Raw genomic sequence first — 19,276 nt, forward strand, 5'->3', positions numbered from 1 at the left:
TCCTGTTCGTACGGGTAGTTGTGAGAAGTTTAGAAGTCAACTCACAATGGGTCGACGCGACAACAAAGGCGCGTTGGGCAAAATCAGGGCGGGTTGTCTGAAGCGTAAATGCAATATCTGCCAAGTCTATTGACTTGTCCAGCTCGATTACGCTGGCCAGTTTTTGTGCGTAAGCAGTCTGGCTGGTCAACGTTCTGGCCGACCATGTTATGAGTTGAACCGGACGGGAAGTCGTCTGTAGCACCGATGCGTTTTCTGACTGGTCATTATAAATACCGGGCGTTTCGTGCTTAAACTCTTCAAGCACGACATGCACATTGGTACCGCCAACGCCAAACGAACTCACCCCCGCCCGACGTGGCCTGTATTCCGACGAATTCTGATCGGGCTGTTCCCACTCACGTAGCGTAGTATTGACAAAAAACGGGCTATTGGCAAAATCAATGACCGGATTTGGGGCATTAAAATAAAGTGACGCCGGAATTTGTTTGTAATATAAAGCAAGTACCGTTTTAATAAACCCGGCTACTCCGGCGGCCTGTGTCAGGTGGCCCATGTTACTTTTTATGGAACCGATGGCGCAAAACTGCTTTTGCGTCTGTTCGCCAAACGCCTGGGTTAAGCCCTCAATCTCAATTGGGTCGCCCAGCGGAGTGGCTGTTCCATGCGCTTCTACGTAACTAATAGTAGCCGCGTCGATGTCGGCATCGGCAATGGCCATACGCACAGCCTCTGCCTGCCCATCGGCATTGGGGGCCGAAAAACTACCTTTACCCCCACCGTCATTATTGACGCCGATGCCTTTAATGACCGCATAAATAGTATCGCCATCCTGCCGGGCTGCCTCCAGGCTTTTTAAAAGAACAACACCGGCCCCATCGCTAAAAACGGTTCCCTCAGCATCGGCATCAAACGACCGGCAATGTCCGTCGCGACTGAGCATAACGCCCTGCTGATACAGATGGCCACTATTAATAGGCGTGGTAATACTCGCACCTCCGGCCAGCGCAACATCGCACTGCCCGCTTCGAATACTCTGAACAGCCTGCGTTATGGCCAGTAAAGACGTTGAACACGCAGAATAGACACTTACCGCCGGGCCTTTTAAATTGAGTTGATAGGCCGTGCGCGATGCAATGTAATCTTTCTCGTTCAAAGTCATGACCTGAAACGCTCCAACCTGTTCAATCAGGTCTTTATGCCCCAGTATGTTGTTCAGATAATAGGTATTGTTACCACTACCCGCAAACACACCAACCCGACCGGCATAGTGGTGCGGCAGGTATCCGGTTTGTTCGAGAGCCTCCCAGGCTATTTCCAGAAACACCCGTTGCTGGGGGTCCATTACGTTCGCAATCAAAGGCGATAGACCAAAAACTGTCCGTCGAATTGGTCAGCCTGATCAAGTACACCCCTTGCTTTTACATATAGAGGATCGTTTTTGAGGGTAGCCGGTATTGACGCATCAAGTTCGGCATCCGTGAAAAAGCGGGTTGTTTCTTTACCTTTTTTCAGAATATCCCACAATTCGTCAACCGTTCCTGCTCCCGGAAAACGACCAGTCATGCCAATAATGGCAATGTCGGTTTGAGGTATTTCAGAACGATGCTGCGCAGCTAGTTTGTTCGTATCTTCAGCCAAAACCCGATTCTGTTGGCTGGTCGATTTAGAATCAATATAGCTGGCGATGCCTGCAATGGTTGGATATTGGTAGAGTTTGGTAACAGGCAGAGTAACCTGCAACTGGTATAAAGCCGCCACGGTTTTCTGTGCCAGCAATGAATTTCCACCCAACTCAAAGAAGTTATCATCCAAACCAACCTTATCGACCTGTAGCAACTTACTCCAGACTTTGACTATCGTTTGCTGCAGGTTGGTTTTGGGCTTCCGGTAGGCCACGCTCTGTTCCGGCCGATTACGACTCGGTGCAGGCAGTTGTTTCTTATCGACTTTCCCGCTGCTGGTTTCAGGAAACTCATCCATCCAGACAAAGGCAGTGGGCATCATGTATTCCGGCAATCGCTGCTCAAGTTCCCGGCGCACCGATACCGTATCTGTATAACCCGGCGATGCGATCACATAAGCCACCAGTTGCTTATGCCCCTCAGTGTCTTCCCGCGCAATCACCACGGCCTGTTTTATGCCCGTGGTGTGATTCAGAATCACTTCCACTTCGCCTAATTCCACGCGGTGCCCCCTGATTTTCACCTGATCGTCCCGGCGGCCCAAAAACTCAATGCTCCCATCCGGCAACAAACGGCCTATATCACCTGTGCGATAAACACGCGTCGGTTCGCTTGTTTGGGGTATGGCTAACTCAATGAATTTTTCCTTCGTCAACGCTGGCTGGTTCAAATACCCTTCTGCCAGGCAGGCACCAAAGAAACAAAGCTCTCCAATCTCCCCATCGGGCAGAATCGCCAGTGTTTCATCAACGATGACCAGCTTTACATTATCAATGGGTTTACCAATTGATGGCAGCAGAGGCCAGTCAGCAGCATTACCAACCAATTTGAGTTGCGTCACAACATGGCACTCGGTCGGGCCATACTGATTGTATAAAATGCAGTTGGGTAGTTTTGAAAAAAAGTGGGCAATCTGAGGAGTAATCTTTAACTGCTCTCCTGCCGTCATAATTTCGTATAAACTGGCCGGAAACTGGTTAAGATTCTCGGCGGCTTCGGCCAGATATTGCAACGCTACAAATGGCAAAAATAGCCGATTGATCCGTTGCTCATCAATAAACTGCAAAAGGGCATTCAAATTCTGACGCAGCGTTTCATCCAATAAAACCAGGGTTCCACCTGTTGTTAGCGTAGCAAATATTTCCTGAAAGGAAACATCAAAACTTAAGGGAGCCAGCTGTAATGTCCGGGTTTTCTGAGCAGCATTCGACTGTTGCGACTGCCATTGCAACAGATTCTTAAGGGGCTCGTGGCCCATACAAACTCCCTTCGATTTTCCCGTCGAACCAGATGTGTAAAGCACATAGGCCGTACTCCCCTGATTCGGTATAGGATTGAGCGCAGGTACATGCTGCTCATCAGATGCTATTGCAGTAAGGCCCAATTGCTCAAACAGGCGCTTATCCCGGGCGGTTGTCACGCTGGTATGCAAACCCGAATCAAGAATAATTTGGGTCAGGCGTGGCGCTGGATAAGCCGGATCGAGCGGTAAATACGCTTTACCTGCTTTCAATATAGCCAGCACACCAATGACCATCTCCAGATTGCGGTAGGTGCTTACCCCAATCAGTTTCGCGTCGAAGTCAGTTTGTAGAATACCCTGAGCAAGGTTATCTGCCCGGTTAACTAACTGGCTATACGTCAACGTATGCTTTCCGGCGACAACAGCGATCTGGTCTGGATTTGCATGGGCAACCTGATCAACAAGCATATGAACGAGCGGTGGATTTAGGATATTCCACCGCTCGTTATTTTCATTAAAGACATGCATACCGTACTGGATTAAGGAGGTGTGAGCAGTTCCTTACCCCACAAATAAGCTTACAGAATAGTACGCTGAAGTTGCGCAGAACGATCTGTTCCTGTGGGCATTTGCATCCCATCAGCCTGGCGTGGCACGTCTACGTAATTTCCTTCAACCCGGTTCAATACCGTTAATACGGGTTGATTGGTCACGCGGACGTACATGCTTAATAACTGTTTCTCCGCTCTTGCCCAGGGGCTGTTGGCGTCAATAACCAGCAACGACAAGGCACTGCTTTTCAGCAAATAAACCGGAATCTGATTATTGATCAGAGCAGGTAATTCAAGAATGATGCGGTCATACTTCGTGCTATCGAAACCCTGATAATAGTCGAGCAGATAATCAATTCCTGACACATTCATAAAATCAGGACGCACCGTATATGGAAAAAACGTAATGTTCTTTAGTTGCTCTCGTTGTTCTCTGTTATTCTGCCGTGGGTAGCAATAAGCAACTTTCTGGTCGGCAATGTCATACAATTGAGTGAGGCCATTGGCAATCTAGGTTTTGCCCTGTTTTGACCTGATGCTGAACAGCGTAACAATTGGCGGATAAGCTTTGGTGTTGTTCTGAGAGACCTCAATATTAATGGCATTGAAAAGTTGCTCAAACATACTCCTCGATGCACGGGTCGTTCGAGAGTAAACGAGCGGCTTTTTAACCGTTGGAAACAGAGCCGTAACAGGCATGCCCACCATCGCTTCGGCTTGTTCCGGTGACTGAATTCGCTTATCCAGCCAGAAACGCAGGGCAGTCAACAGCAGCGCAATGAAGAGCCCAACACCTAATCCAATCGCTATTAATTGCACCCGTTTAGACGGTAGTGGCATAAGTGGAAAATCCGGCGCATCCATTATTTCAAGCGTGCCGCCAATAGCTACATCCTGCCGACGCGTGCGCGACTGATCGACATTTTGCAATAAGTCGAGGTATTCTTTTTCGGCAACGGCCAGATCGCGGTTTAATTGGCGAAGTTGAGAGCCCAACGGACCGTACTCGTTCGTTTTTGCCTGGAATTCAGCCATGCGATTCTGGTACAACGCCAACCTGGCCGACGATTCTTCGTATTCCAGCGATTTAGTTAGTCGATCATTCGCCACCGTTTGTGTTGGCACAGCATCGGCGGAATTAGCCGTTGCATCATACTTTTGTGCGCTAACTTTAAGGTCTTCCTGAGCCTGAGCCACTGTGGCCTGCAACTGGGTTATTACCTGTTTAGGCTGTCCATATGCCCTGGCATTGGCCAGTTTGCTTTCTGCGTCGGTTAATTTCTTTTGCTTGTCATTCAGGTCATTATTGGCCGAGCGAATGCTGCCCTGCTGCCCCATACGCCGATTGAGCGCATCGAGCGATGCTTTAGCCGCATTCTTTCGCATCAACTCCTGACTGTATTCGTTTTTTAAGGCCTCGCGCGATGACGCTACAGTACGGGCTTCTTCATCATAATCCAGTACCTGATGCCTTGAACTAAAAGCCCGCAGGCTCGCTTCAGCCTGAGCCAGTTTCTCCTTGGCTTTTTGAAGCTTATCTTCGTAATAGCCTACAACTGAATTCGTTTCAGACGTCTTGAGTGTCGAGTACCGTTGATTTAATATATCGATGGCATAATGAAGCGTTCGCTGGGCCACCGCCGGATCGTCAGATTCATACTCCATCAACAGCACATCGTTTGTATTCTTGCGAGCGGTTGCTTTGATGTTTTCGGATAAATGTTGACTGGAGTAGTAGGAGTCTGACTTAAGTAATAAGGTTTTTATCGGATTACTGGTCGATGCTTTTGCCAGGCTGTCTATAGTCCGATGCAGGAGTGCAGAATCTCCGGCAATGTAAAACAGGCTTTCATAGGCGGGCGTTATTACCTGGTGCAGTTTCTGAAAACCAGCCTCACCTAATATGAGTGTGTCGGGTTGCCGAAGACGCAAATGGTCGCTCAGAAGGCCAATACCGATCTGGAGCAGGGTTTCCCGCGAATTCAGGGTCGTCAGTATATTATCAAAGGCGCTGGCCGACCGATCTGTATAGGAATTCTGTTTATCTGACAATAACGAATAACGCGATACCAGACCTGTGTACAGTGTTGCCTGCGATCTGTAAATCTTTGGTTCATTGCGCGTAACGTAAACTGCCGTACCTGCTGTTACACAGGGAATCAGAATAAACCAGAAAATATGCTGTTTTAGTACCCGCAAAAAGACCTCGGTTGACATACAAGTCGTTTAGTTACGTTTCAACCGCTGAATAGGCATACCCACCAGCGCTTCAAAATAGTGTACGTTCTTTAGAAAATTCCCCTTCACCAGTTCCGATGCCGATTTAGCCTGCACATACCGGCTGGTTATGGTTGCCATATTTTCGGCTGTAATCCGTCCTTTTTGAATTTCTGCTTCAGCCACCCGAAGCGATGCCAGTGAAGCCTGTTCATCAATAAGGTTGATTTTTAAGAGTTGCTGAGTCGTAATCATATCCTGGTAAATACCAATCAGATCACGTTTCAATTGCAGCTCAAGAATTTCCTTCTGAACAACCGATGCCCGGTAATTTGAGTAGGCCTGCCGTACCTGGTGTTTTCGCCCAAACAGTTCATAAAGCGGTAGCCTGACATCCACCCCAACCCGATACCCATTGGCGATCTGACCGAGGGCATCACGGCCGGTAATTGTTGTGGTACCCGAAGAAATAATCGACTGAGTTCCGGTCGAGTAATTTGCAAAGCCGGCTACGTTCTGCAGAATCTGAACTTTGGCAACCTCATAGGACGAGCTAAGTGAATTAGATACCTCATTCTGGTATTTAATGAGTGGTGAATGCGCCACCGCTACTTTCATAATGTCGTCAAATGGCATCAATTGAACGGCTATATCCTGATTGATATCAAGATATAAGGTGTCGTCTGCCAGACCGGAAGAAGGGCCAAAAGAAACCAGTCCCCGCCCACCCCTGCTTTGCCCGAATGAGGCTGTGAATGCAAGCAGTCCAATTATTAAAAAAAGGCTGGTCCTGACTTGAAAGCCAAATTTTACGGTGAATACACTACTATTTATCCTGAACATACTTTACAAAAGCATTTCCCTGCCTATGCCACGGTACTTATCATTATTAAATAAGTCTTGTCGATGGCGATTGTGCGAGCAAATGTTTATTAAACGGCGGGGTAAATAAACATGACTAAGTATTTAATATACTTAGTCTTTAAAACGAAGAGTGTACTGTATTTTTGACTCTTTTATATCCAGATTGTCACAATATGCAAACAATTAAGGCACACGAGTGCTTGATGTGTTAGTATGTGGTGTATGGATAAACCGTTTAAATGCCTTTCGCATATTCAGAACGGCCCGCACAAAACTTAATAATAGCAGCGGAATGAGCAGTAACTCCCGAAAAGTAATTCGCTTCCATAAGTGAGCAGGTACAGAAATAGCCAGACTACCGCACAAGACAAGCAGTAAAACAAGGGGTATTTTCCACAACATCGACTGACCAGTAAGGCCGCCCATACCAATACAGGCAGCTAACAGGCCAAGGAGCAGTATTTTAGGCAGAAAAACAGCCTGAATCACTTTGAAACCGGCCCCCCAGTGCCCCCGTAATATTTCCCGGATGCCTGTCCAAAAGTAAACTTTCACGAACTGCCACTGTGCAGCTACCCACCGGGTTCGCTGATTTTGGAACACTGCCCGATTAGCTACTTTTTCGTCGTAAATAAAGGCATCTTCAAGGTAAGCGATCGTATTGCCACTTATTACAATATTGGTTTCCAGTTCTTTATCATAACCACCAATTGTATTCTGAGTAGCCATAGCGGCTTTCATACTATTGGGCTCGAAGGCCATACCCGACCCGATCGTTGCTGATGATAAGCCTAATACCCGGCTTGCTTTTCTAAAAATGTGATTGTTAATCTCTTCACTAATGGCATCCAGAACGGCCACACTTGTATTGATATTTTTAGCCACCCGATGTCCCTGAACTGCCCGCCAACCCTGAGCAAAAGCGTTGTTAATTCGACTCAGGAAATCCGGTGCCATGTGGTTATCTGCGTCCGACACCATCAGAATGTCATACTGATCCAGTGGCAGTCTGGAAAGTGCCGAATTGATAGCTTTAGCCACAGTTGATACTTCAAACGAGACTTGAAGCACTTTAACGGGCATAGTTGCCAGTTTAGCAAGTGTTTGAGGTTGAAACGAGTCGGCAATGACAATAAGCTCAAATCGATCTGCCGGATAGTTTTGTTTTAAATTTTCGGTAACTGAGTCAACGATAACCGTATCCTCTTTATAGGCCGGAATAAGAACACCTATTTTCCTAAAAACTGAGGGTGATGAAATCACATCGCTGTCATCTGCCCGCCCTAGGCGCCCTGCTACAGAGAACACAAGCCAGTATAAAACATTGAGGGCACTAATTCCTAACAAAACGAGGTAAGTGTAGTAAATGATGATCATATTAAACCCTTAATGCTATGGGATATCTTCTTTTATTTTTGACCATTATTCTATTAACTGGTCACAAAAAAGACGCAACCCTACGAATCATTCCTGCGTATAGAGGAACATGCGCTACATCGTTGTTTTCGCTCAGCAGGAAATTGGTTATGCCGTGGGGTTCGACTACTCCACCGATGCCATCGATTTTTTATTTTGGGGCTACGAAGAATACGACTTGTTGCCCTACGGAATTTTTGACGCATTAACCGGCGAGGTGTTCCCCTATGAGCACCGGGGCGAGCGTGTAGTGGCTGTAGATGAAGAAACGATCAGCCGCACCGCTACGGATTATTTGAAAGCCGCTATTCGGCAAACGAACTGAGGTACAATCCATAAAATAAAGCCAGAAGGCCGGAAGATATCAATATCAGTCCAGCCTTCTGGCTTTATTTTATGGATTTATTAATTTCTATACCACCATTATATCTTTTTCCTTTGCGACAAACGTTTCCTCAATGCGGGCAATGAAGGCGTCGGTGAGTTTCTGAACGCGCTCCTCGCCCACTTTTACGGCATCTTCCGAAACGCCATCTTTAGTTAGTTTGCGGATGTCGTCGTTGGTGTCTTTGCGGATATTACGAACGTTGATTTTCGCCGTTTCTACTTCCTGCTTCACCTTCTTAACGAGATCGCGCCGACGTTCTTCGGTCAGGGGCGGGATGCTCAGGCGAATTTGCTCCCCGTCATTATTGGGGTTCAGGCCGAGGTTTGAGTTACGGATAGCCTTTTCTACTTCACCAATCAATTTTTTCTCGAAAGGCCTGATAACGAGGGTACGAGCATCGGGCGTGTTGACCGAAGCTACCGTATGCAAAGGCGACAACATACCGTAATACTCGATCTGAATACCGTCTAGCATGCCTGCATTGGCTTTGCCAGCACGAATTTTGGTTAACTCGATGGCTAAGTGCTTGAGCGCCTTTTCCATCGTATCTTTTGCATCGTCGAGGAATAACTCGATTTCTTCCATGTCTTAATGAGTGAATGAGTGAATGGTTAAATGAGTGAATGGTTTAGTGAAACAGTCACTTATTCAATCCAGTCACCTAATCATTCAGCCCTTTAGTTCAAGCTTTTTATTCCGGCAATTTCATTGTAATAAGGGTTCCCTGATCATCGTCGCCCTGAACAAGGCGAAGCAGACTCCCCTTTGTGTTCATATTGAAAACAATAATTGGCAGGTTATTTTCCTGACAAAGCGTAAAGGCCGTCAAGTCCATAACGCTTAGTTTCTTTTCGTAAACGTCGTCGAAGGTAATGGTCGTATACCGGGTCGCCGTTTTGTCTTTCATCGGGTCAGCCGTGTACACGCCATCGACTTTTGTACCCTTTAACACCACATCGGCTTCGATTTCAATAGCCCGCAGACTGGCCGTTGTGTCTGTCGTGAAGTAAGGGCTTCCTGTTCCGGCAGCGAAGATCACAACACGTCCTTTTTCGAGGTGGCGCACCGCCCGCCGACGAACATAGGGTTCGCAAACCTGCTCCATTTTAATAGCCGACATAACGCGGGTGTACATGCCGTGTTTCTCGAACGAACTCTGGAGCGCCATCGCGTTAATTACGGTGGCAAGCATCCCCATATAATCGCCCTGTACCCGGTCGATACCGGAGCGTTCGCCGGACACACCCCGGAAGATATTACCCCCGCCGATAACAATAGCTACTTCAACACCCAGGTCCACTATTTGTCTAATTTCCTGGCTGTATTGCTCCAGTACAACCGGGTCAATGTTGTATCCGTTAGGCCCAGCAAGAGCCTCCCCACTCAACTTGAGCAGGATGCGTTTATACTTTGTTTGCGATGTCATGAAGGGAAAATTTGCGGGCAAAGATATAAAAAAGGGGGGAAGCAGGAAAGGTAAACGAAGAAAGGTGGAGTAATCCTGTCGAATAAAATCTACTGGTCAGGCCGACAGCCAAAGCTCTTTTAATCGTCTTAGATCCCGTTGCATGGCTACGAAAACTTCTTTCTGCGGAATTGACAACTTTGTAGCGCCATGTTCTGCCCCGCCCGTTGGGTATTCAATGTGCAGAGAGACAGGCACATTCAAGGCATATTTCTTCAGGAATCGAAAGTAGGTTTTGACGTCCACCATACCCTCTCCAAAGGGAACGTCCTGCACCGTTGTCACCCCGTTCCTGGTTGACCATCTGAAATCTTTAAGGGCAATTGATTTTATTTGGGGCCGAAGCAAGCGCAGTCCATTAGGCCATGATTGTCCGCCTTCTACCGTAGCGTGACGAATGTCATATTGAACGCCGGTATGCGTTGAATCAGCTGTTTTCAGGATTTCCCACAGTTCCCAAACCGACGAACCAACCAGCAAACCAGCATGATTCTGGTAACAACCTATCAAGTTCAGGGATTTGTTTAGTTCGCCCAGCGCTTTCAATTGGTGCTGAAAGCCCGTAATAGCATCGGGGATCGACTTCTTTTCATCGTACTGATACCATTTCATCCGATACTGCTGGATGCCTGCATTCGACGCGGTTTTTAGCACCCGAATATCGGTCGCACTGGCCGCATCACCCACAACGGTTGTCATGAGTTTAGGCGGCAGTCCTGCCTTTTTAAGGGCGTCTGTGGCTTTTGGCAATTCGTCCTCCACGCGCTCCGGCCGAACATGTCCATCGGGCCGAACGGTCAAATCGACGCCGTTAAACCCCATCGACGCGGCAGCATCGGCCATATCCGCATAGTTCAGAAACTGTAAATGTTTCGAAAAAATATGAATATCGGGCAATGGCAATTCTGCCGCCCCCATCGATGCCGCGAAGCTGGCCGACGCGAGCGGAAGAGCCCCCGCAACCAGGGCGGTTTGCTTTAAGAATTGACGTCGGGAGCAGGTAGGATGCATACCCGTAAAAGCGATATCAGGCAAATTCTACCAACACCTGCCCTTTTTCGACACGGTCGCCTTTGGCAATACGTATCGTTTTCACGGTTCCGTCGCCGGGTGCTTTGAGGTTATTTTCCATCTTCATAGCTTCCAGAATCAGCATACTATCGCCTTTGCTGATCACGTCGCCCGGCTGAACACTTATGCCAACAATAAGACCCGGCATAGGCGCTTTTAATTCATTAACCTTTGTTGTAGCGGCACTACTCATGCCCATTTTTTCGAGCAAAAGATCGAAGCGGTCTTTCACATTCACGACATGAATATGGCCGTTTATTTTCAGACTCACCGTTTTTTCGACCGCGTTCATTTCCAGCACCTCGGCAGTATATGAGCGGTCCTGATGAAGAATATGGAAAGTCCGATCCGAAATTTTAATTAGATCCCAGGTAAATGGTTCGTTGTTGACGATAGGCCCATTTAACGTAAAATCAATGGTAAGTGACTGGTTGTTAAGGGTTGTCTGGTACATAATTTGTAAATCCTCAAGTTACAGGCATAGAATTTCAGTATCCATGTTCGTAAATTCTCAACAGGAATCAGGATCGCTACATGGAAAAACGTCTGCAAACTACGATTTATTTACTAACCAAATCCCCAGCAAACAGACACCCATTCCGGCAAACTGCACGAGGTAAACCGTTTCGCCGTCCAGAACTCCCCACAATAGAGCCACAATAGGAATAAGGTAGGTGACCGATGCCGCAAATAAGGGCGATGCCAGCTGCATGACCCGGTTGAAGAAAATTGACATTAGCCCAGACCCGAACACGCCCAGGGTAACCAGTGCCCATAATGACCAATTGCCCTGCGCATTGACAACCCGCGTTAAGAAATCGGTTGGGATGAGGGTTAATAGCGCAATAGGTCCTGCAAAGGCAAAGAGCCAGGCGGTGGATATCAGCGCGGGTAAATGACTTAAATACCGCCCGATCAGATTGGTATTCAGTCCGTAACAAATGGTTGCCAAAACAATCAACAGCGCATAGCCATTAATCTGAAAGGAACCCGTTGCACTAAAAAAGACCAGAAGTAAGGAACCTGCGAGTCCAAGCAAAATTCCGGCAACCTGTCTAAATTTGAGGGACTGACTAAAAAACACCGCCCCCAGAATCAGCGTAAATAAGGGACTAAGGGAGTTGAGTGCCCCCGCCAGCGAACTATTCAGGTGGGCACCCGCTTCGGCAAATAAGAACGCGGGAATAACGAAACCAACAATCGCCGACGCCAGCAGAGCCACCCAGCGATGCCGAACAGCCACCCGGACATCGGCCTGTCGACTCTGTCGAGCCAGAAAAGGGGTAAAAAACAGCAAAGCAAATACTAGACGCCCCGCTCCCACTTGTTCGGGCGGAAATATATCGAGACTTCGCTTGATAAGAATGAATGAACTTCCCCAAACCAGTGCCAGCGCACATAATAACACCCACGCCAGTACCGGGCGTTTTTGGGCAATAACAACGGGTTCTTCGATGGTCATCAGCGATGAGAACGTATCATTAACAGACAGGCGGATACAAACAGATATGTAATGAGAAATCCGTTTTTATCCGCCCAATCCGGTTAATCAGCGTTTCTGTTAAGCGAATTCAACTATATAATTTTCTTGTATTTCGTCGAGAATAGCACTTACCCTATTATAAGAATCAGTTGTTACCAGACGCATCCGATAGGGTTTAAAATCGGGTAAACCTTTGAAATAATTGGCATAATGGCGTCGCATTTCAAACAGCCCGACTATTTCTCCTTTCCACCGAATTGAGAAGTCGAGGTGCTGACGGCAAACGGCCACCCGGTCGGCAACGGTTGGCGGGGGCAGATGCTGCCCGGTCTGGACAAAGTGCTTGATTTCGTTAAAGATCCAGGGATGTCCAATGCTGGCCCGTCCGATCATTACCCCATCGACTCCATACCGGTTTTTGTACTCAAGCGCTTTTTCGGGCGAATCAATATCGCCATTGCCGAAGATTGGAATCTGGATGCGGGAGTTTTCTTTGATACGGCCAATCAATGTCCAGTCGGCATCGCCTTTATACATCTGTACACGCGTGCGGCCATGAATGGTCAACGCTTTGATACCAATATCCTGTAAGCGTTCGGCGACTTCACCAATATTTTTGGTGCTTTCATCCCAGCCAAGACGGGTTTTTACCGTTACGGGCAGGTGAGTTGCCTTGACGACGGCCTCTGTCATGCGCACCATCTTCGGAATATCCTGCAACAGGGCAGCACCAGCACCACGGCAAGCCACCTGTTTAACAGGACAACCGTAATTGATGTCAATCAAATCAGGATTAGCGCGGGAAGCGATGCGGGCGCATTCGCCCATCGTTTCTACATCAGACCCGAAAAGCTGAATGCCAATGGGGCGTTCATATTCAAAAATATCTAGCTTCTGAACGCTTTTGGCCGCGTCGCGAATGAGTCCTTCCGACGAAATGAACTCGGTGTACATCAAATCGGCCCCATTTGCTTTACAAACCGCGCGAAATGGCGGGTCGCTGACATCCTCCATAGGAGCAAGCAGCAACGGAAAATCCGGGAGCTGTATAGTACCAATATTAACCATTGTCTGAATGTATATAGAGGCTGCCGGTCAAAACAGCCACAGATTTTCTGGTAGATACGTTGAATTTGAGAAGTATACCCCGAAGAGTATCTATTGTTTCAGCACAATTCACAGGGCGAATTGGTTCCCCTGGATATAGGCTGCGGACTAGTCTGCAAAGTTACAGAACAGTATGAGTATCTAAACTAACGTGAACTATGAGATTTTTGGCCGTGTATCGGACTAGTGTTTGTAGAGAAGTGGCCTCGTGAACAAGCAGGGTATGCCGTAGGTATGCACCATCAACATCCGGGCACTTTATTATAGTTTTTTCAGGTCAATTCGCTCAACTCCCCGGTTATATCCCTGCCAAATCATAGTTCGCTGGTCAGCAGATAAGTTTAACGAATATCCATCATTCATCAACCCTATATTATTTAGAAACTCTTCCTCGGACTCAGTCAATCGTAAACCAGGCGGAAAATTAAATGAAAATGTAAAGGAAGCTTGTGGCCCTTTTTTATCGATTAGCCATTCCGAATTTGCCAACAGATCAAACTGAATGGGGTACGTTTTATTTCTGAATTGAAGTGTTCCATTATATTCACCACGGCGTAAGTCCCTGGGAGATGTTCGGGCTGGTGAAGCAGACTCAACCGTAAGTATAGCGAAATCCTGAAAAGTCGTGTCTCTATTTAGGGGTATTTTCTTCTGATAATAGTTATCAGGCTGATAATTGATTTGTACTTTTTGCATTTTCCATGTGTCCACTAGCTGAGGTTCAAGCTCACTCATAAGTTGAATACTGGCTTTATCGAAATCTATTTTAGGTTCCTCTTTTCCAGAACACTGGCTGAACAGAATACTGACGGCGGCTAGAATGAAGTAAATTGTAGGTTTCATAATGGATCTAACTAATATAAAACAAAGATTCTCTGCCGGCGCTTTGCTGTATCGAATTACTTGGATATACCCTCATCCTGAACGAAACGCTTAAAAATACCAGCCTAAAATCGGCGACTGATTCCTGTGCCGAGCATGAAAACCATGCCGGTGTCATTGAAATTGGCCAGCCGAAGTCGAACGTCGACACTCCAGCGCGGATCAAAGAGCCACTCATATTCGGCAGCAACATGCCCGCCTGTGTTCAGCGTACTGTATTGCTGCCGATTGATAGCGACAGACTGCAACCCGCCTGGCGAAAACTGAGCCGCTCCGCCCCGGTACAGATCCTCACGGCGATACCATCCGGAAAGCCCCACACCCACTCGCAGTGCGTGGCGTGGGCTTCGCATCAAATCAACGAACAGGCTGACGTCAGCGGTAAACCGCTCCCTACGGTTGGGATCAGGCACAACGTCGTTGAACGGTTGATTGATTGACGTAACGCGCATATAGCCCAGTTCAGCCGCAACCATAACCCGGTCATTATGAAAATGACGAGCCAACCGACCCACGTAACGTGGACCAATATTATCAGGGGCATCCAGTTTGGTCAGGTCAACACCCAAACGAACCGAATTGCGCGCAATGGGAGTTTGGGCATACATGAATTCAGACAAGAACAAGCCGATGAACAAAAGAAAATAGTGTTTCATATGGGTATGAGTCAGTTTATTGGCAGAACCATTCGATCGTCAGGAAGCCAGTGGTACCCGGCGTTCCCGTCACAACCAGTTCGGTTGCTTCTGTCGAATAAAAGTCGCCACGAAAGGATTCATTTGTATAACTACCAGCCGCCAGTGAGTCGCGCCGGATGGGATAGAGCCCCTGACTGGACCCTAATGGATCGACCTTTAGGCTAACCGGGTGGCTAATGGTGCCACTAACCCGGATCGTCATGGAGCTTGGATTGTCCCTGGGTGCCGGGAGCACGGTACGAACCGGTACCGAAAAATCGGTAATACGAATTTGTTGATACGTCCGATCGAGGAGGGTAACATCATGGCAACCGATCAACAGGAACAGGAGTAGTGCTATTAATGCATTCTTGCTTAATGTTCGATACATGTAATTCATTTATTGAGTAAGTCTGTCCAGTCAATTAAGGGAACGCGGTGTCTGGAGATGATACCGTGTCCCGCCTGTTATCACAAAAAATATGGGGCCGAAACAAGCGCGGTTCGACTTAGAACCGCGTGCATAAACCCAGAGTTGGCCGCTTCGCAATTAACTTTTTTTGAACCGGATACGTGTGCCTACAGTCTGACCAGCGGGTACGAATGTGTAAATTAACGTATTGACTTCGCTACAAGTCATGGTTAGCTGATTTGTTTCTTTGCCAGTGTTCAGATCGATTCGGTAACTTATGCATCCTTTCGACAGGGCCGTTGTTTGAAATTCCTGTTTAACCAAATCTCGTGCGTAAACAAGACTATCGGTTTGCTGCCCATTCACATACCCGCGCATTACCACCTCTACGCTATCTATAGCAACGGGTAAAATCTGGATGTCCACGGTCTCGCCGTTAATTAAGAATGGGGTGTTGTTCGGTTTACCCTGATAGGTACCGGCCAGAGAAAGAGCTGGTTCTGGCAGACTTAACGTGTTGCGGGTACAAGCGAGAAAGCTACCGATCATTAACAGGCTAAGCCCAGTAAGCCAGTTTGACTTTATCATAGTTGGTTTGTTTCTTCTTCACAGGTGAAACGAAACAGTACTGAAATTCTCTATACCATTCAATAAAAATTCATATTTATCTATGGACATTAAATCGATCGAAAAAAAACAGCATGCCTTGACGTTGGTTCGATAACTTTTTCAAGATAGAATACGTCAGCCTAACCCGAATGCGGTCGGGGTTTGTTTTTTTAGATGTAAATTGCGCCATTTGCGAATAAAGCCAATGATTGTTTTCGTAATTCATCAGCAGCATCTTTCGAATGAGATATACATCAACTGGTTGCCCGATTTTCAATAAATTTACCGGAAATTATGCAGCCTAGTTATACGCCACAAGGCGCTACATCACGACCACCAACCCTTGGCGGACTGACCATGCTGGTCGGTTTTGTGCTGATTGGTGGCGTTGTCAGTACACTGCTTCTGTTCGGCATTATGGCCGTCAGCAAGGGAATGGGACTTACCGAAGCGCAAGCTTACCTGGCTAAACTGGCGGGTAATCCATCGGCCTCACCAGATAGCTGGTATGAACTGATGGTGCTCCAGGCAGTTAATCACCTGGGCACCTTTTTCCTGCCAGCTCTTGCCTACTGGTACCTGATCGAACGCCGGACATGGTCGCAATTCAACGTTCAGCCTATTTCGGCTGTCGTAGGTCTAAGTCTGGTTGCTTTGATCGTCATTGCCTTTATGCCATTCGATGGCCTGATTATCGAATGGAACCAGAATCTGCATTTACCCGAAACGCTTGCCCCTATTGAACAGTGGGTTCGGGATAAAGAAAAGGGCCTCGAAGGCATCACTAAATACCTCACAACATTTAACTCAATCGGGCAGTTGCTGATGGCGCTGCTGGTTATTGCCGTAATTCCGGCCATTGGTGAGGAAACACTATTTCGGGGGGTGCTTCAGCGGAATTTCATCTATTGGACCAAAAATCATCATGTGGGCATCTGGCTGGCGGCTGCGTTGTTCAGTGCCATTCACGTGCAGTTTCTTGGCTTTTTTCCCCGTATGCTACTGGGTGCTTTATTTGGTTATCTCTACGTATGGTCGGGTAATCTGTGGGTTTCTATTCTGGCACACTTTGTCAATAATGGATTCACCGTATTGATGGTCTACATGCATCAGCAAAAAATGGTCTCGGTAGATATTGAAAGTACAGAGTCGGTTCCACTGGCAGGGGTTCTGGTTTCGGGAGCTATCACCCTGGGGTTACTGTATTATTTCAGAAAAAACAATCAGGAGCAGACGACGAGAATCGCAGAAAACTAACTAACTCGGTATTCGCTCATTTATCTTTCACCCCACTCACGCTTTATTTTTAATTCCCTAAAAACAATATGACAGATAACTGGGAAGTAATTTATTCATCACCTCTGCCCCATCGGGCCGAACTGGCAAAAGCATTGCTGCTTGAACATGACATTTCGGCGGTGGTTATCAACAAACAAAGTAGCAGTTATCCAACCATTGGCTTGGGGAAAAGTGAGGTCCATGTACTGACCCAGGACGCTATTCTGGCTAAAGTTATTATTGAGAATGAAGCAACGTTTAGCTAAACTTAACAATCTCCAACAGCGGGTTATTGCGGCCATAATCGGGGTTCCGTTTATTCTATTTATGATCTGGTATGCCGACTGGACATTTGCCTTGCTCTTCTGTGTTGTCAGTGCGCTCACTCAGCGGGAGTTTTACAGGCTTCTTGGTCTTGATGGCTTTGAACCGTTAACGGCTTATGGGACGGTGGTGGGCACGATGATCTGTGTGCTGGCCTACTTTATCGAGACTGACCAGATCGGCATGGGAAATTACTTTCTTATCTGCCCGGCATCGTCGATGATCTTCCTGATCAAACTTTATAAAAAACGGGATATGAAACCCTTTACAAACATTGGTTTCACATTTCTGGGTATTATTTATGTAGCGATGCCGTTTGCCCTGTTAATCATCCTTGCATTGCAGGGGGGCACGTTTCATCCGATGATTATTACGGGCTGCCTATTACTATTGTGGGCCAGTGATATCGGTGCCTATTTTGCCGGTACCAAGTTTGGCCGACGCAAACTTTTCGAACGCGTTTCGCCCAAAAAATCGTGGGAAGGCAGCGTAGGTGGCGCTATTGCGGCCGGACTGGTGGCACTTGGTCTCACCTTTTGGGCACCTGAACTAAAGCCCTGGCAATGGTATTGTGTTGGGGGTATTATTGTTGTAACGGGCACCTATGGCGATCTGGTTGAGTCATTATTCAAACGCAGTATTGCCATCAAAGACTCAGGCAGCAGCATTCCGGGGCACGGTGGGTTTCTGGATCGTTTCGATGGTCTGCTACTGGCGGCCCCATTTATTATTACGTTTTTAAAGCTGTTTGCGTAGAGCAAACACCATTAAAAATGCATTTAAAACCCTAAACTTTCTTAAAATTAGGGTAATACAAATCATATCTTGCCTTTTACTCGTTTACTTTGTAGTATGGTTAGTTTGTCTATGAAGAAGTCATTGACGTTATTGGTCTTTATCCTCGTGTTATCTGCACTGGCGGGACTCTTTACGACCGTACAGGCGCAGGGACAGGAACGGCAGATCACGTTTACAGGCTTTATCACCGGCGGTAAAACAAATGATGCTTTACCCGGTGCGTACATCTACATTCCTAAAGCGGGCAAGGGCGTTCTATCGGCGCCCAACGGCTATTTTGCACTGCCTGTTTTTCCCGGCGATAGTATTATCTTCAGTTATGTAGGCTTTAGAACTCAGTACCATATCATTCCGCGCCGGTTAACCGACCTTACGTACTCCGCAGTCGTAGCGTTGCAGGAGGACGTGAAAACACTGGCCGAAGTGAAGGTTTACCCGTATGCAACCGAAGAGTTGTTTAAAGAAGCCTTCGTAAACCTGAAACTCCCCGACGAAAAAGAGCGCGAGAATCTGGCCCGAAATACGAGTCCGGAAGCTATTATGCGTATGGCCGCAACCATGCCTATGGGGGCACTTGCCAACCACCAGAACTTTGTCAATCAGCAATTCTTTGGGCGCGAGTCGCTCATTGGGCGAAGTGCCACCCCTACGTTTGCCTTCACGAATCCCTTTGCCTGGGCCAACTTTATTCGCTCTGTGAAGCGGGGTGACCTGAAAACGAAAGAATGGCGAAGTGAACTCAATAAAGCCCCGCGCGAGAATATGACGCGGAAAGACATACTGCAGGATGCCAATTAAGCATGGGT

General features: G+C 47.3%; 19 protein-coding genes and 1 pseudogene. 5 read left to right on the forward strand and 15 right to left on the reverse strand.

Annotated elements, in window-relative coordinates; genetic code table 11:
* Positions 1-39: 39 nt before the first annotated feature.
* The 5 genes and pseudogenes from CWM47_RS40305 to CWM47_RS20045 form a co-directional block, all read right to left on the reverse strand.
* Positions 40-3,456, reverse strand: a pseudogene (locus CWM47_RS40305) (beta-ketoacyl synthase N-terminal-like domain-containing protein); the annotation flags it as partial.
* A 50-nt stretch (positions 3,457-3,506) separates the two neighbouring features.
* On the reverse strand, positions 3,507-3,968 hold the full coding sequence (locus CWM47_RS39315; protein WP_240625362.1) for a hypothetical protein: 462 nt from the start codon (positions 3,966-3,968) through the stop codon (positions 3,507-3,509).
* A 21-nt stretch (positions 3,969-3,989) separates the two neighbouring features.
* Positions 3,990-5,696, reverse strand: a complete 1,707-nt coding sequence (locus CWM47_RS20035; protein WP_240625364.1) for a GumC family protein — start codon at positions 5,694-5,696, stop codon at positions 3,990-3,992.
* A gap of 9 nt (positions 5,697-5,705) precedes the next feature.
* Complete coding sequence (locus CWM47_RS20040) at positions 5,706-6,539, reverse strand: TolC family protein (protein ID WP_100989977.1); 834 nt, start codon at positions 6,537-6,539, stop codon at positions 5,706-5,708.
* 204 nt (positions 6,540-6,743) lie between these two features.
* Entirely contained in the window at positions 6,744-7,937 is a 1,194-nt protein-coding gene (locus CWM47_RS20045) for a glycosyltransferase family 2 protein (RefSeq protein WP_100989978.1), read from the reverse strand.
* Positions 7,938-8,046: 109 nt separating this feature from the next.
* On the opposite strand from CWM47_RS20045, the gene CWM47_RS20050 reads away from it, so the two are divergent.
* Complete coding sequence (locus tag CWM47_RS20050) at positions 8,047-8,301, forward strand: hypothetical protein (protein ID WP_100989979.1); 255 nt, start codon at positions 8,047-8,049, stop codon at positions 8,299-8,301.
* An 87-nt stretch (positions 8,302-8,388) separates the two neighbouring features.
* On the opposite strand, the gene frr is transcribed toward CWM47_RS20050, so the two are convergent.
* The 10 genes from frr to CWM47_RS20100 all read right to left on the reverse strand — a co-directional run bounded on the left by frr (position 8,389) and on the right by CWM47_RS20100 (position 16,049).
* On the reverse strand, positions 8,389-8,949 hold the full coding sequence (gene frr, locus CWM47_RS20055) for a ribosome recycling factor (protein WP_100989980.1): 561 nt from the start codon (positions 8,947-8,949) through the stop codon (positions 8,389-8,391).
* Between the two features lie 106 nt (positions 8,950-9,055).
* Positions 9,056-9,790 (reverse strand): UMP kinase, encoded by a 735-nt coding sequence (gene pyrH, locus CWM47_RS20060; RefSeq protein WP_100989981.1) that lies wholly within the window; start codon positions 9,788-9,790, stop codon positions 9,056-9,058.
* 96 nt (positions 9,791-9,886) lie between these two features.
* The gene (locus tag CWM47_RS20065) at positions 9,887-10,840 is read right to left on the reverse strand and encodes a sugar phosphate isomerase/epimerase family protein (RefSeq protein ID WP_100989982.1); all 954 of its coding nucleotides are present in this window, start codon (positions 10,838-10,840) and stop codon (positions 9,887-9,889) included.
* 16 nt (positions 10,841-10,856) lie between these two features.
* A complete protein-coding gene (locus CWM47_RS20070) occupies positions 10,857-11,354 on the reverse strand; it encodes an acetyl-CoA carboxylase biotin carboxyl carrier protein subunit (protein WP_100989983.1) in 498 nt (165 codons plus the stop codon).
* 99 nt (positions 11,355-11,453) lie between these two features.
* Positions 11,454-12,362 carry a DMT family transporter gene (locus CWM47_RS20075; protein ID WP_100989984.1) on the reverse strand — a complete coding sequence of 303 codons (909 nt, stop codon included), beginning with the start codon at positions 12,360-12,362 and terminating at the stop codon, positions 11,454-11,456.
* A gap of 99 nt (positions 12,363-12,461) precedes the next feature.
* Positions 12,462-13,451, reverse strand: a complete 990-nt coding sequence (gene dusB, locus CWM47_RS20080; protein ID WP_100989985.1) for a tRNA dihydrouridine synthase DusB — start codon at positions 13,449-13,451, stop codon at positions 12,462-12,464.
* Between the two features lie 300 nt (positions 13,452-13,751).
* Entirely contained in the window at positions 13,752-14,333 is a 582-nt protein-coding gene (locus tag CWM47_RS20085) for a hypothetical protein (RefSeq protein WP_100989986.1), read from the reverse strand.
* Positions 14,334-14,437: 104 nt separating this feature from the next.
* Entirely contained in the window at positions 14,438-15,028 is a 591-nt protein-coding gene (locus tag CWM47_RS20090; RefSeq protein WP_100989987.1) for a hypothetical protein, read from the reverse strand.
* Between the two features lie 16 nt (positions 15,029-15,044).
* Positions 15,045-15,440, reverse strand: coding sequence for a hypothetical protein (locus tag CWM47_RS20095; protein WP_157816000.1), 396 nt, complete (start codon positions 15,438-15,440; stop codon positions 15,045-15,047).
* Positions 15,441-15,599: 159 nt separating this feature from the next.
* Positions 15,600-16,049 (reverse strand): hypothetical protein, encoded by a 450-nt coding sequence (locus tag CWM47_RS20100; protein ID WP_100989989.1) that lies wholly within the window; start codon positions 16,047-16,049, stop codon positions 15,600-15,602.
* 378 nt (positions 16,050-16,427) lie between these two features.
* On the opposite strand from CWM47_RS20100, the gene CWM47_RS20110 reads away from it, so the two are divergent.
* From CWM47_RS20110 to CWM47_RS20125, 4 genes are all read left to right on the forward strand, one after another.
* On the forward strand, positions 16,428-17,327 hold the full coding sequence (locus tag CWM47_RS20110; protein ID WP_100993970.1) for a CPBP family intramembrane glutamic endopeptidase: 900 nt from the start codon (positions 16,428-16,430) through the stop codon (positions 17,325-17,327).
* A gap of 68 nt (positions 17,328-17,395) precedes the next feature.
* Positions 17,396-17,614, forward strand: a complete 219-nt coding sequence (locus CWM47_RS20115) for a putative signal transducing protein (RefSeq protein WP_100989991.1) — start codon at positions 17,396-17,398, stop codon at positions 17,612-17,614.
* Positions 17,595-18,428, forward strand: coding sequence for a phosphatidate cytidylyltransferase (locus tag CWM47_RS20120; protein WP_100989992.1), 834 nt, complete (start codon positions 17,595-17,597; stop codon positions 18,426-18,428). Before CWM47_RS20115 ends, CWM47_RS20120 begins: the two co-directional genes overlap by 20 nt.
* 111 nt (positions 18,429-18,539) lie before the next feature.
* Positions 18,540-19,268, forward strand: coding sequence for a carboxypeptidase-like regulatory domain-containing protein (locus CWM47_RS20125; protein ID WP_100989993.1), 729 nt, complete (start codon positions 18,540-18,542; stop codon positions 19,266-19,268).
* Positions 19,269-19,276 lie beyond the last annotated feature (8 nt).

This window comes from Spirosoma pollinicola (assembly GCF_002831565.1).
In the GTDB taxonomy this organism is placed as follows: domain Bacteria; phylum Bacteroidota; class Bacteroidia; order Cytophagales; family Spirosomataceae; genus Spirosoma; species Spirosoma pollinicola.

Coding starts and splice junctions, on each gene's coding strand:
- CWM47_RS20125 (WP_100989993.1), top strand. CDS start 18,540: ATGAAGAAGTCATTGACGTTATTGGTCTTTATCCTCGTGTTATCTGCA.
- CWM47_RS20050 (WP_100989979.1), top strand. CDS start 8,047: ATGCGCTACATCGTTGTTTTCGCTCAGCAGGAAATTGGTTATGCCGTG.
- CWM47_RS20095 (WP_157816000.1), bottom strand. CDS start 15,440: ATGTATCGAACATTAAGCAAGAATGCATTAATAGCACTACTCCTGTTC.
- CWM47_RS20035 (WP_240625364.1), bottom strand. CDS start 5,696: ATGTCAACCGAGGTCTTTTTGCGGGTACTAAAACAGCATATTTTCTGG.
- CWM47_RS20045 (WP_100989978.1), bottom strand. CDS start 7,937: ATGATCATCATTTACTACACTTACCTCGTTTTGTTAGGAATTAGTGCC.
- CWM47_RS20115 (WP_100989991.1), top strand. CDS start 17,396: ATGACAGATAACTGGGAAGTAATTTATTCATCACCTCTGCCCCATCGG.
- CWM47_RS20110 (WP_100993970.1), top strand. CDS start 16,428: ATGCTGGTCGGTTTTGTGCTGATTGGTGGCGTTGTCAGTACACTGCTT.
- frr (WP_100989980.1), bottom strand. CDS start 8,949: ATGGAAGAAATCGAGTTATTCCTCGACGATGCAAAAGATACGATGGAA.
- CWM47_RS20100 (WP_100989989.1), bottom strand. CDS start 16,049: ATGATAAAGTCAAACTGGCTTACTGGGCTTAGCCTGTTAATGATCGGT.
- CWM47_RS20120 (WP_100989992.1), top strand. CDS start 17,595: ATGAAGCAACGTTTAGCTAAACTTAACAATCTCCAACAGCGGGTTATT.
- dusB (WP_100989985.1), bottom strand. CDS start 13,451: ATGGTTAATATTGGTACTATACAGCTCCCGGATTTTCCGTTGCTGCTT.
- CWM47_RS20040 (WP_100989977.1), bottom strand. CDS start 6,539: ATGTTCAGGATAAATAGTAGTGTATTCACCGTAAAATTTGGCTTTCAA.
- pyrH (WP_100989981.1), bottom strand. CDS start 9,790: ATGACATCGCAAACAAAGTATAAACGCATCCTGCTCAAGTTGAGTGGG.
- CWM47_RS20090 (WP_100989987.1), bottom strand. CDS start 15,028: ATGAAACACTATTTTCTTTTGTTCATCGGCTTGTTCTTGTCTGAATTC.
- CWM47_RS20065 (WP_100989982.1), bottom strand. CDS start 10,840: ATGCATCCTACCTGCTCCCGACGTCAATTCTTAAAGCAAACCGCCCTG.
- CWM47_RS20070 (WP_100989983.1), bottom strand. CDS start 11,354: ATGTACCAGACAACCCTTAACAACCAGTCACTTACCATTGATTTTACG.
- CWM47_RS20075 (WP_100989984.1), bottom strand. CDS start 12,362: ATGACCATCGAAGAACCCGTTGTTATTGCCCAAAAACGCCCGGTACTG.
- CWM47_RS20085 (WP_100989986.1), bottom strand. CDS start 14,333: ATGAAACCTACAATTTACTTCATTCTAGCCGCCGTCAGTATTCTGTTC.